Origin of the sequence: Reyranella sp. (genome assembly GCF_050185545.1) — a bacterium.
GTDB lineage: Bacteria > Pseudomonadota > Alphaproteobacteria > Reyranellales > Reyranellaceae > Reyranella.
This window is the reverse complement of sequence record NZ_JBFWZI010000136.1, coordinates 7,721-20,118: the sequence shown is the minus strand read 5'-3', so window position 1 is coordinate 20,118 and position 12,398 is coordinate 7,721. Positions and strand designations below refer to the sequence as shown.

Annotated in this window: 6 protein-coding genes and 1 pseudogene; 4 read left to right on the top strand and 3 right to left on the bottom strand. The window is 67.1% G+C overall.

What is annotated here, in order from left to right:
• Nucleotides 1-373: 373 nt before the first annotated feature.
• Nucleotides 374-1,870 (bottom strand): annotated as a pseudogene (locus AB7O82_RS27385) (HWE histidine kinase domain-containing protein); the annotation flags it as partial.
• A gap of 22 nt (nt 1,871-1,892) precedes the next feature.
• Nucleotides 1,893-7,379, bottom strand: coding sequence for a HAMP domain-containing protein (locus AB7O82_RS27380; RefSeq protein ID WP_428620617.1), 5,487 nt, complete (start codon nt 7,377-7,379; stop codon nt 1,893-1,895).
• Between the two features lie 125 nt (nt 7,380-7,504).
• Here AB7O82_RS27380 and AB7O82_RS27375 point away from each other — a divergent pair, with 125 nt between their 5' ends.
• Genes AB7O82_RS27375 through AB7O82_RS27365 form a run of 3 tightly spaced genes read left to right on the top strand, consistent with a single transcriptional unit; the run spans nt 7,505 to nt 9,808 of the window.
• Nucleotides 7,505-8,326 carry a FadR/GntR family transcriptional regulator gene (locus AB7O82_RS27375; RefSeq protein WP_428620615.1) on the top strand — a complete coding sequence of 274 codons (822 nt, stop codon included), beginning with the start codon at nt 7,505-7,507 and terminating at the stop codon, nt 8,324-8,326.
• Complete coding sequence (locus AB7O82_RS27370) at nt 8,323-8,769, top strand: RpiB/LacA/LacB family sugar-phosphate isomerase (RefSeq protein ID WP_428549466.1); 447 nt, start codon at nt 8,323-8,325, stop codon at nt 8,767-8,769. The genes AB7O82_RS27375 and AB7O82_RS27370 overlap by 4 nt, the downstream gene beginning before the upstream one ends.
• A gap of 52 nt (nt 8,770-8,821) precedes the next feature.
• Entirely contained in the window at nt 8,822-9,808 is a 987-nt protein-coding gene (locus AB7O82_RS27365; protein ID WP_428549468.1) for an amidohydrolase family protein, read from the top strand.
• A 142-nt stretch (nt 9,809-9,950) separates the two neighbouring features.
• On the opposite strand, the gene AB7O82_RS27360 is transcribed toward AB7O82_RS27365, so the two are convergent.
• Nucleotides 9,951-10,676 carry an ABC transporter substrate-binding protein gene (locus tag AB7O82_RS27360; protein ID WP_428549470.1) on the bottom strand — a complete coding sequence of 242 codons (726 nt, stop codon included), beginning with the start codon at nt 10,674-10,676 and terminating at the stop codon, nt 9,951-9,953.
• Between the two features lie 208 nt (nt 10,677-10,884).
• Here AB7O82_RS27360 and AB7O82_RS27355 point away from each other — a divergent pair, with 208 nt between their 5' ends.
• A complete protein-coding gene (locus AB7O82_RS27355; RefSeq protein WP_428549472.1) occupies nt 10,885-11,988 on the top strand; it encodes an enolase C-terminal domain-like protein in 1,104 nt (367 codons plus the stop codon).
• The last annotated feature ends 410 nt before the right edge of the window (nt 11,989-12,398 follow it).

Genomic DNA, 12,398 nt, shown 5'->3' with positions numbered 1-12,398 from the left:
CATGAGCGCCTCACAGGCGCAGCGCAGCCCGTCCATGCAGCAGGGTGAGCAGGCCGCGCTCGAGCTGGGCGGCGTCGATCGGCTTCTGCAGCACCGGCACGCTGGCGTAGCGGCGGTCGATGCTCTCGCGCTGGAAGCCGGTGATGAAGAGAAACGGCACGCTGTGCGCCAGCAGCTGGTCGGCGATCGGATTGGCGAGCTCGCCGGCGAGGTTGAGGTCGAGCACGGCGCCATCGAAGCGTTCGCTGCGCGCCGCCGCCAGGCCTTCGGCGAGGCGAGCGTAGGGGCCGACGACGACCGCACCGAATCCCTCGAGCGTCCGCTTCAGCAGCAGGCCAACCAGCATCTCGTCCTCGACGACCATCAGGCGCACGCCGGTGAGATCGCTCTTGTCGGCAGCCATGGCCTCGGCCGGCTGGGCGGGCGCCGGTGCCTGCGCCGGCGCGGCGGCGGACTGTGCGAACGGGATGGTCAGGCGGCAGCGCAGGCCATCGGGCTGCCAGTCGTAGGTCACGGCGCCGCGGAACTGAGCCTCGATGCTGGAGCGCACGATGGTGAGGCCGAGGCCGAGCCGCGCCGGCTCCTCGGTCGGCGGTCCGCCGCTTTCGCTCCAGTCGAGCACCATGGTGTCGCCCTCGGTCCGCCAGGTGACGCTGAGCGAGCCGGTGTCGGTCGAGAAGGCGCCGTACTTGGCGGCATTGGTGGCGAGCTCGTGCAGCGCCAGCGCCACGGCCTGCGCCGTCGCCGGCAGCAGGATCACGCGCGGGCCGCCGGTGTGTACGCGGCGGCGATGGCTCGCGTGGTAGGGCGCCATCTCCTCGTCGACGATCCTGCCGAGATCGGCGCCCTCCCAGCGCGTCGCCGACAGGAGGTTGTGGGTCGCCGCCAGGGCATGGACACGGCCTTCGACGGTCGAGATGAAAGCGTCGATGGTCGGCGCCTTGGTGAGGCGCAGCATCGACAGCACGACCGCCAACGTGTTCTTGGCGCGATGGTCGACCTCGCGCGCCAGCAGCGCCTGCCGCTCCTCGGCCCGCTTGCGCTCGGTGATGTCGACCGTGACGCCGGTCATGCGCAGGGCCTTGCCGGCGGGGTCGCGCAGGATGATCCCGGCGCCGTAGCACCAGCGCAGCTCGCCGCTCGGCCGCACGATGCGGAACTCGGTCTGGAAGCGCGCCTGCTCGGACGCCAGGATCGACGACAGGGCGCTGCCCGCCCGGTCGTCGGGATGCATCATCGCCTCGATGCGCTCGACCGTCGGCACGAACGAGGCCGGATCGACGCCGAAGATGCGGTAGGGACCGTCGTCCCATTCGATGTGCCCGGTGACGAGGTCGACCTCCCACGATCCCATGTCGCCGGCCGACAGGGCGATCGACCGCCGGTCCTCGCTCTGGCGCAGCCGCTCGGTCTGCGCCTCGAGCTCGGCGGTGCGTGCCGCGACGCGCGCCTCGAGCTCCGCATTGAGCGCCTCGAGCTCGCGGGTCTTGCGGTAGAGGTCGACGAACACCCGGACCTTGGCGCGCAGCACCTCGGGCACGACCGGCACCTGGACGTAGTCCACGGCACCGATCTGATAGCCGCGCAAGAAATCCGTCTCGGCGACCTGGATCGCCGAGACGAAGATGATGGCCAGCCGCTGGAAGCGCGGATGCTCGCGGATCATGCTGGCGAGCTGGAAGCCGTCGAGCTGCGGCATGACGACGTCGATCAGCACGACGGCGACGTCCTCGGTCTTGAGCAGGATGCCGAGCGCTTCGTGCGGCGAGGTCGCCTTGATCAGGTTCTCACCCAGCTCGGCGAGGATGACCTCGTAGCTCAGGAGCTTGGCCGGCTGATCGTCGATCAGCAGGATGTTGACCTTGTCCATGGTCGCCGGTCGGTCCGTCACGTCAGCGATGCAGCCACAGGCGCAGGGCCGAGAACAACTGCTCGGTGTTGACCGGCTTGGCGAGGTAGTCGGAAGCGCCAGCCTCGAGGCACTTCTCGCGATCGCCCTTCATCGCCTTGGCGGTGAGCGCGATGATCGGCAGGCGGCGCAGCGAGGGGTTGCCGCGGATCTGGGCGATGGTCTCGTAGCCGTCCATCTCCGGCATCATGATGTCCATCAGCACGATGGCGACCTCGGGCGAGCGCTCGAGGATCTCGATCGCCTCGTGGCCGGTGGTCGCCGTCAGGACGCGCATGTTGCGTCGCTCGAGAGCGCTCGACAGGGCGAAGATGTTGCGGGTGTCGTCGTCGACGACCAGCACGGTCCGCCCGGCCAGCATCTCGTCGGAGCTGTGCAGGCGCTCCAGCATGCGCTTCTTGTCGTCGGGCAAGTCGGCCGCGACCTGGTGCAGGAAGAGCGCCGTCTCGTCGAACAGGCGCTCGGGCGAGGCCGCGCCCTTGACGACGATGCTGCGCGCCATGCTGTGCAGCCGGGCATCCTCCTCGGCCGACAGCTCGCGTCCGGTGAACACCACGACCGGCAGGTCCGACAGCGTCTCGTCCTTCTGGATCTCCTCCAGTACCTCGAAGCCGGAGATGTCGGGCAGCCGGAGGTCGAGCACCATGCAGTCGAAGCGCTGCTCGCGCAGCTTGGCGAGCGCCGTCCTGCCGGTATCGGCGGTGACGATCTCGAGATCGGGATTGGACAGGAGCTCGCTGACGCCGAGCCGCTCGGCGGCGTCGTCCTCGGCGATCAGCAACCGCTTGCGGCGCGGTCGCACGTACTCGTTGATGCGCGCCAGGGCATCGTTCAGGCCCTGCGACGTCGTCGGCTTGTTGAGGTAGGAGAAGGCGCCGCGCGCCAGCCCCTGCTGGCGATCCTCGTCCATGCTGAGGATCTGCACCGGAATATGCCGCGTCTCCAGGGTGCGCTTGAACTGGCTGAGCACGTTCCATCCCAGCATGTCGGGCAGGAAGATGTCGAGCGACAGGGCGACCGGCTTGTACTGCAGCGCCAGATCGAGCGCCTCGGCGCCGCGCGCCGTCACGACCGCGCGCAGCCCCGCGGCATGGGCGGCGTCGACCAGGATGCCGGCGTAGTTCGGATCGTCCTCGACGATCAGCAGGCAGCGATCGCCGGGCAGGATGGTGTGGCGATCGTCGGGGAACTGGTCGACCAGGTGATCGGGCAGCGCCACCTGCGGCCGCGGCAGGTTGCCGGACGGCAGGCGCATCGCCGTGCGCGGCCCGGTGTACATCGTCGGCAGGTAGAGGGTGAAGGTGCTGCCGATGCCGGGCGTGCTGCGCAGGGTCAGCTCGCCACCCAGCAGGCTGGCGAGCTCGCGGCTGATGGCGAGGCCGAGACCGGTGCCGCCGTACTTGCGGCTGGTGCTGGCGTCGGCCTGCTGGAAGGCCTCGAAGACGATCTTCTGCTTCTCGACCGGGATGCCGACGCCGGTGTCGGTCACCTCGAAGGCGACCACCAGGCTCGCCTGATTGAGCGAGACGTTGTCGGCGCGCCATCCGGTCTGGGCGGGCACGACGCGCAGCCGCACGCTGCCCTGGGCGGTGAACTTCAGCGCGTTGGACAGCAGGTTCTTCAGGATCTGCTGCAGGCGCTTGGAATCGGTCACGATGCTGCGGCCGAGATGCGCGTCGATCTGGACGTCGAACGACAGGCCCTGCGATTCGGCCTGGTGGCGGAACGGCCGCGCCACGGTCTCGAGCACGTTGGAGAAGAAGATCTCTTCGGCGTCGACGGTGACCGTGCCCGATTCGATCTTGCTGAGGTCGAGGATGTCGCTGATCAGATTCAGGAGGTCGGTGCCGGCGCCGTGGATGGTGCGGGCGAACTCGATCTGCTTGGGCCTGAGGTTGCCTTCCGGGTTGTCGGCGAGCTGTTGGCCCAGGATCAGGATCGAGTTGAGCGGCGTCCTGAGCTCGTGGCTCATGTTGGCCAGGAACTCCGACTTGTAGCGCGAGGTCAGCGCCAGCTCCGACGCTTTCTCCTCGACGGCGCGCCGCGCCTGCTCGATCTCCTGGTTCTTGCGCTCGACCTCGAAGTTGCGTTCGGCGAGCTGGGCCGCCTTCTGCTCGAGCTGCTCGTTGGTCTGCTGCAGCTCGCCCTGCTGAGTCTGCAGCTCGCCGGCGAGCTTCTGCGACTGCTCGAGCAGCCGTTCGGTCTGCATCGTCGCCTCGATCGAGTTCAGCACGATGCCGATCGAGGCGGTGAGCTGCTCGAGGAAGGCGATCTGCAGCTCGGTGAAGTCGTTCAGCGAGGCCAGCTCGATCACAGCCTTGACCTGGCCCTCGAACAGGACGGGCAGGACGACGATGCTCTTGGGTGCCGCCTGGAACAGGCCCGAGCTGATCGGATGGCCCGATCCGATCAGATGGACCCTCGGCGGCATGTCGCTGATCAGGATCTGGCGCCGGTCGGCGGCGCACTGGCCGATCAGCCCCTCGCCGACGCGGATCGTCGCCGGATGCCCAGCCGGGCTGTCGGCATAGACCGAGAGCAGGTGCAACAGCTCCTCGCCCTCGGGATCGTCCCTGGTCTGGTAGATCACCGCCTGGTGCGCCTCGACGAGCGGCGCCAGCTCGCTCAGCATCAGGCGGCCGACCGCGCCGAGGTCGCGCTGGCCCTGCAGCATGTTGGTGAAGCGGGCGAGGTTGGTCTTCAGCCAGTCCTGCTCGGTATTGCGCTCCGTCGTCAGGCGGAGATTGTCGATCATGGTGTTGAGCTTGTCCTTGAGCTCGGCAAGCTCGCCCAGCGCATCGACCTGGATCGAGCGCGTCAGGTCGCCCTTGGTGACGGCGGTCGCGACTTCGGCGATGGCCCGCACCTGGGCGGTGAGGTTGGTGGCCATCGAGTTGACGTTGTCGGTGAGGTCCTTCCAGGTTCCGGCGACGCCCGGGACCTGGGCCTGTCCGCCGAGCTTGCCCTCGGTGCCGACCTCGCGGGCAACGCGGGTCACTTCGCCGGCAAAGCCGTTCAGTTGATCGACCATCGTGTTGATGGTCTCCTTGAGCTGCAGGATCTCGCCGCGCACGTCGACGGTGATCTTCCTGGAGAGGTCGCCGCCCGCCACCGCGGTGGTCACGTCGGCGATGTTGCGCACCTGGGTGGTAAGGTTGGCGGCCAGCATGTTGACGTTGTCGGTCAGGTCCTTCCAGGTTCCGGCGACGCCCGGGACCTGGGCCTGGCCGCCGAGCTTGCCTTCGGTGCCGACCTCGCGGGCGACGCGGCTGACCTCGCCAGCGAAACCGTTGAGCTGATCGACCATCGTGTTGATGGTCTCCTTGAGCCGCAGGACCTCGCCACGCACGTCGACCGTGATCTTCTTGGAGAGGTCGCCGGTGGCGACGGCAGTGGTCACCTCGGCGATGTTGCGCACCTGGGTGGTGAGGTTGGCGGCCAGCAGGTTGACGTTGTCGGTCAGGTCCTTCCATACGCCGGCGACGCCCGGGACCTGGGCCTGGCCACCGAGCTTGCCCTCGGTGCCGACCTCGCGGGCGACACGCGTCACTTCGCCGGCGAAGCCGTTCAGCTGATCGACCATCGTGTTGATGGTCTCCTTGAGCTGCAGGATCTCGCCACGGACGTCGACCGTGATCTTCTTGGAGAGATCGCCATTGGCCACCGCCGTGGTCACCTCGGCGATGTTGCGCACCTGGCCGGTGAGGTTGGTAGCCATGAAATTGACGTTGTCGGTGAGGTCCTTCCAGGTGCCGGCGATGCCGGGCACCTGGGCCTGTCCACCGAGCTTGCCCTCGGTGCCGACCTCGCGGGCGACGCGCGTCACCTCGCCGGCGAAGCTGTTGAGCTGATCGACCATCGTGTTGATGGTCTCTTTCAGCCGCAGGATCTCGCCCGAGGCGTCGACCGTGATCTTCTTCGAGAGGTCGCCGCCGGCGACGGCGATCGTCACGTCGGCGATGTTGCGCACCTGGGTGGTGAGGTTGGCGGCCAGCAGGTTGACGTTGTCGGTGAGGTCCTTCCAGGTGCCGGCGACGCCCGGGACCTGGGCCTGTCCGCCGAGCTTGCCCTCGGTGCCGACCTCGCGGGCCACGCGCGTCACCTCGCCGGCGAAGCTGTTGAGCTGGTCGACCATCGTGTTGATGGTCTCCTTGAGCTGCAGGATCTCGCCGCGCACATCGACCGTGATCTTCTTGGAGAGGTCGCCGCCCGCCACCGCCGTGGTCACCTCGGCGATGTTGCGCACCTGGGCGGTGAGGTTGGTGGCCATCGAGTTGACGTTGTCGGTGAGGTCTTTCCAGGTGCCGGCGACGCCCGGGACCTGGGCCTGTCCGCCGAGCTTGCCCTCGGTGCCGACCTCGCGGGCGACGCGCGTCACCTCGCCGGCGAAGCCGTTCAGCTGATCGACCATCGTGTTGATGGTGTCCTTGAGCTGCAGGATCTCGCCGCGCACGTCGACCGTGATCTTCTTGGAGAGATCACCGCGCGCCACCGCGGTGGTCACGTCGGCGATGTTGCGCACCTGGTCGGTGAGATTGCCGCACATGGCGTTCACCGAGTCGGTGAGGTCCTTCCAGGTGCCGGCGACGCCGGGCACGATCGCCTGGCCGCCGAGCTTGCCTTCGGTGCCGACCTCGCGGGCGACGCGCGTCACCTCCGAGGCGAAGGACCTCAGCTGGTCGACCATCGTGTTGATGGCTTCCTTGAGCTGCAGGATCTCGCCGCGCACGTCGACCGTGATCTTGCGCGACAGGTCGCCGTTGGCCACCGCGATGGTCACGTCCGAGATGTTGCGCATCTGGGCGGTCAGGTTGTTGGCCATCGAGTTGACGCTCTCGGTCAGCTCGCGCCACACGCCGGTCACCTCGCTCACCTTGGCCTGGCCGCCGAGCTTGCCTTCGGTGCCGACCTCGCGCGCCACGCGCGTCACCTCGGAGGTGAACACGCTCAGCTGCTTGATCATGGTGTTGACGATCGAGGCCGAGCGCAGGAACTCGCCCTTGAGCGGCCGGCCGTCGACGTCGAGGCGAACCGTCTGCAGGAGATCGCCCTGGGCGACGGCGCTGATCACCCGCGTCACTTCGGTGGTCGGCCATACCAGATCGTCGATCAGGCCGTTGACCGAGCTTTCCATCTCGCCCCACTGGGCGGTCGAGATGCCGAACTTGACGCGCTGGCGGGTGCGGCCCTGCGCGCCGACCGACTTGCCGATGCGCTCGAGCTGCTGCGCCATGGTCTGGTTGGCGCCGACAATCTCGTTGAACAGCACGGCGATGCGTCCCAACTCGCCATCCCGCCTGGCCGGCAGGCGGACCGAGAAATCGCCGGCGCGCACCGCCTCGAGGGCGTTCTGCAATTCATGGAGGTCCGGCGGGACATCTTTGGCACCGGCCGTGTTGCGCGCGGGGGAGGCGGGAGCGCTGGCTGGGCCGTTGGCGATGCTCGTGCCGGTATCGATCTGGGTAGCCATAGTGTGATTTCCCCTGCCCGCAGGCGTCTCGCGCGCGGTGGGCACGCGATCAGGGGAGACCCCCGCCGGGTCCTGCTCCCAACTCCCCCCTGCAACGAATTGGAAACGCATTCGTTGCTAAGTGGTTGCGCCCATTGAGGAACATGTTTAAAGAGGTCAGACCACGGACTGTCCAAGCCTCGATGAGCGACACAACCGGACCCAACATCCTTCGACCGATTAGCGAGGAGGACCAAACGGGAGCTGCCCGGGTCTTCGCCTTCTTTCGCGACCGCCTGATGTCGGGCGAGCTGAAGGCGGGCGACCGGCTCCTTCCGGAGCGCGTCCTCGCCCTGGCGCTCGGCGTGAGCCGCCCGGTGCTGCGCGAGGCCCTGCGTTCGCTGTCCGTGCTGAGATTGCTCGACATCCAGCACGGGCGCGGCGCCTTCGTCCGGGCGGCCGACGCATCGGTGCTGGGCCAGGCCCTGACGCTTTGCCTGCTGCACCAGCCCAACATCATCGACGACGTCCTGCAGGCGCGGATCGCGATCGAATGCCAGGCGATCCGGCTTGCCTGCGAGCGGGCGAGCGAGCGCGATTTGCAGACGATCGGCGGTCTGCTCGACGCCCTCGTCAAGACGATCGGCGATCCCGAGCTCGGCCGCACGGCCGACCATGCGTTTCACGCCGCCATCGTGCAGGCGAGCGACAGCGGATCGTTGATGAAGATCTACGAGGCGATCTCGCCGCTGCTGCGCCAGGGCCATGCCGACCGCCGACCCGAATCGTTCTCGGACCCAGCCACCGCCATCCGCATCATCACCGCCCATCGCGACGTGTTCCTGGCCCTCGTGCGGCGCGAGCCGGATGCGGCCGAACGGCTGCTGCGCGAGCATTTCCGAGTCGGCGACGAGTTGCGCCGTCGCAACCTGATCACGTCCTTCGAATCGCAAGAGCAGCAGTCATGAAGGTCGTCGTCGGATCGGATCACGCCGGCTTCGCCATGAAGCGCGAGCTCCTTCCGTTCCTGCAGGGCCTAGGCCACGAGATCGATGATGTCGGGTCCTACGATCCGGCGCCGGTCGACTTTCCCGACATTGCGCGCAAGGTCGCCGCCGCCATCGTGTCGGGCCGCTCGGAGCGCGGGCTGATGGTCTGCGGCACCGGCGTCGGGGCCGCGATCGGCGCCAACAAGATGCAGGGCATTCGTGCCGCGGTCTGTCACGACATTCACTCGGCCCATCAGTGCGTGGAGCACGACGACGTGAACGTGATGTGCATCGGCGCCCAGATCGTGGGTGCGTGGCTCGCCAAGGATCTGATTGTGGCCTATCTTGCCGCGAAATTCTCGACACAAGAAGAGTTCCGCCGTCGCGTTGCAAAGCTCGCCGACATGGATGCCGCTCGATAGGGCGCTCAAGCGGAGGAACGAGATGGAACCGCCTGCTCGACGGGATCGACCCTTGGATCGCCACTCATTCCAGGAACGGCAGGCCCGACGCCATCTGCCGCAAATGGCGCGGCAGCGGTTCGCCGAACGTCATGCCGGATCCCTGGGCAGCGAGCAGGGCGTCGCGGTTTCCCAGGTGCTGGAAATCATCGACGCCCACCATCACCTCTGGGATCCCGACCGCAACTATCATCCGTGGCTTCGCGACGAGCCGCAGATCCCGTTTCGCTACGGCGATTACAAGGCCCTCCGTCGGCGTTACCTGCATGAGCAGTATCTCGCCGATTCGCGGGAGTACAAGGTCGTGGGCTCGGTCTATATCGAGACCGAATGGGATCCGGCCGATCCGATCGGCGAGATGGCCTACGTGGCCGAGCTGCGCAAGACCGGCCTGCCGTCGGTCGCGGTAGGGCAGGCCTGGCTCGACCGCGCCGACTGGGGCGAGGTCCTGGAGCGGTTGACGGGTTTCGACTTCGTCCGCAGCGTCCGCCACAAGCCGCGTCCCGGGGACATGAAGATGGCGACCCGCTGGCGGCGCGGCTTCGCCAAGCTGGCCCGGCGGCTCGGCCGCTTCGACCTGCAGACGCCTTGGATCTACCTCGGCGACGCGGCCGAGCTGGCGCGCGAGTTTCGTAGCGTGAGGATCTTTCTCAACCATGCCGGCCTGCCGGTCGACCGTTCTCCCGAGGAGCTGGTCGGCTGGCGCCGGGCCATGGCGAGGCTGGCCCAGGAGCCCAATGTCGTGGTGAAGATCTCCGGCCTCGGCGTTCCCGGGGTCGGCTGGACGACGGCGGACAATCGCGGGATCGTGCTCACGACCATCGACCTGTTCGGCGTCGACCGCTGCATGTTCGCCAGCAACTTCCCGGTCGACGGCCTGTGCGCCGGCTTCGGCGACATCTATCGCGGCTTCGAGAAGATCGTGCGCGACTTCACCGCCGAGGAACGCCGCGCCCTGTTCGTCGACAACGCCCGCCGGCTCTACGCGATTCCGACGTGAGTTCATTCTCCCCCCAGCGAAGCGGGGGAGGTGTCGCCGCCTCACGGCGACGGAGGGGTCATGGTCTTCTGGACCGCGGGCGTCTCGCCCGCCTCATGATCTGATGATGAGCGGGCGGGACGCCCGCGGTCCGAGAGAGCACTCACGTCAGCGGCGCGACTGAAAGGCCCTTTACCTTGTGCCGTTCGATCAGGCTCGCGACCAGGCCGGAGCGCTTGGCGTTCTCGACGAAGTTGGCGAGCCAAGTGGCGCCCGCAATGTTGGGCTTGGGCGTGCCGACGGCCTGCTGGACGGCCGAGAACTTGCCGTCGAGGATTTTCATGTCGGGCGCCTTCTCGATGTCCTTCAGGAGACCCGGGCGGAGACCGGCCAGGACATCGAGCTTCTCGTCGACGAACTTGTTGAATGCAGCATCGAGGCCGCTCACGGGAAGCAAGGTGGCGTGCTTGATGTTGTTCTCGAGCCACAGGCCATAGGCCGAGCGCGCCGACACGGCGATGCGCACGCCGGGCTTGTCGACGTCGGCGATGGATTTGATCGGTGAATTCCCGGGCACCATGTAGGTCGCCTCGATCTCGACATAGGCGGCCGTGAAGCTGATCGTGGCGGCACGCTGCGGCTCGGCGCCGATCAATCCGATGTCCCACCTGTTGTTGTTCACCTGATCGGCGAGCTCGCCCGGAGTCTTGAACGGCACATAGGTCACGGGCACGCCGAGGCCGGCTGCGATCTCGCGCGCCATGTCGGGCGCCACGCCGACCGGCTCGTCCTTCTCGCTGCGGCCGGTGACCAGCAGGAAATTGGAGAGGTTGATGCCGGCGCGCAGAACGCCGGTCGGAGCGAGCTCGGCTCGGGCTTTTTCGGACATGCCGGCAGTCTATACCGATCCAGCAGGCGAGAGAAACGCGCTTCGTCCCGTGCGCTTGCCATCGCTGGGCGAACGCCGCTTTCGCGGTCGATGGCTGCGCTAGGGCGTCGCGCCTGGATGGCGGTACTGTCGCTGTCTTGAGCCCTGAAAAAAGGCGAAGGGAGCAACCTTCCCCTTTTGAAGCGACCTTATCCGGGAGAGTAAGGACATGAAGATCATCGACGTTACGTTGACCCTGTTTGCCTGGGACGACATTCCGCCGACCCAGTACGGCCAGCACAGCAAGTTCGCCGGGTCGAGCGCCCTTGGGCTGCTGCGCCTGGTCACCGACCAGGGCATCGAAGGCCATGCCTTTCTCGGGTCGGCGTCGAACTCGGCGGCCATCGACGGGCAGGGACTGATCACGCACCTGAAGCCCGTGCTGATGGGGCGCAACCCTCTGCTGCGCGAGGCCCTCGTCGCCGATCTGTGGCGCCGGCAGCGCCCGGCGGGTGTGCGCACCATCGGCGCGGTCGACGTGGCGCTGTGGGATCTCCTGGGCAAGGCGATGGGTCAGCCTATTCATCGCCTGCTGGGCACCTATCGCGAGGCCGTCCCTGCCTATGCCAGTTCGGCCGTGCTCGGCTCGGCCGAGGCCTATGCCGAGGAGGCCGTGCAGTTCAAGGAATATGGCTGGGCGGCCTACAAGATTCATCCGCCGACGCGCTGGAAGGACGACATCAAGGTCTGCGAGGCGGTGCGCCGGGCAGTCGGCGACTTCACGATCATGCTCGACTCGACGTGGTCGTACGATTTTCCGGCGGCGCTGCGCGTCGGCCGGGCGGCCGAGGAGATGGACTTCCACTGGTACGAGGATCCGCTGGCCGACCAGGACGTCTACAACTACGTCAAATTGAAGCAGCACCTCTCGATTCCGATTCTCGCCACCGAATATCCGATCACCGGGCTCGACGGCTATCAGCCATGGATCATGCTGCAGGGCACCGACTTCCTGCGTGGCGACGTGGCGGTGAAGGGCGGCATCACGACCCTCGTGAAAGGTGCCCACCTTGCCGAATCGTTCCGCATGAACTTCGAGGTTCATCACGGCGGCAACTCGCTGAACAACGTCGCTAACCTGCACGTCATCGCCTCGCTCCGGAACACCGAGTTCTTCGAGGTCTTGCTGCCCGACGGCGCGCAAAAGTACGGGTTGGCCCAGGACATCGTCGTCGGTCGCGACGGGCTGGTGCACGTCCCGCAAGGTCCCGGGCTCGGCGCTGACATCGATTTCGCGCTGATCGAGCGCAAGAAGATTGCCGTCCTGTCGTAGTGCACTTGTCTTGGCGCGGCCCCGCAACCAAGCGGGGCCGCGGGGCGTTGCGCCCGCATCGCAGATTCTGCACAGGAGGGATCCATGCTGCGCACGTTGCTTCCGCTTGCGCTCATTGCCACTGCGGGCACCGCCTATGCCCAGACGACGACACCCGCTCCGACAACATCGCCTCCCCAGACGATGTCGACGCCAGCGACACCTACCCAGCCGATGTCGCCGCCCAGCCAGACCTATCCAAGCCAGCCGACGTCTCCCAGCCAGACCCAGACGATGTCGACACCAACGATGCCGTCCCAGCCGATGACGTCCCCCACTCCCAACGACAGAATGTCTGGCTCGACTGCCGGTTCGGTCGACGCCAATGGCCGGCCAATCATCGGGCGCAACGACTGGGTTCGCCAGCCCGG

Coding starts and splice junctions, on each gene's coding strand:
- AB7O82_RS27380 (WP_428620617.1), bottom strand. CDS start 7,379: ATGGCTACCCAGATCGATACCGGCACGAGCATCGCCAACGGCCCAGCC.
- AB7O82_RS27360 (WP_428549470.1), bottom strand. CDS start 10,676: ATGTCCGAAAAAGCCCGAGCCGAGCTCGCTCCGACCGGCGTTCTGCGC.
- AB7O82_RS27370 (WP_428549466.1), top strand. CDS start 8,323: ATGAAGGTCGTCGTCGGATCGGATCACGCCGGCTTCGCCATGAAGCGC.
- AB7O82_RS27355 (WP_428549472.1), top strand. CDS start 10,885: ATGAAGATCATCGACGTTACGTTGACCCTGTTTGCCTGGGACGACATT.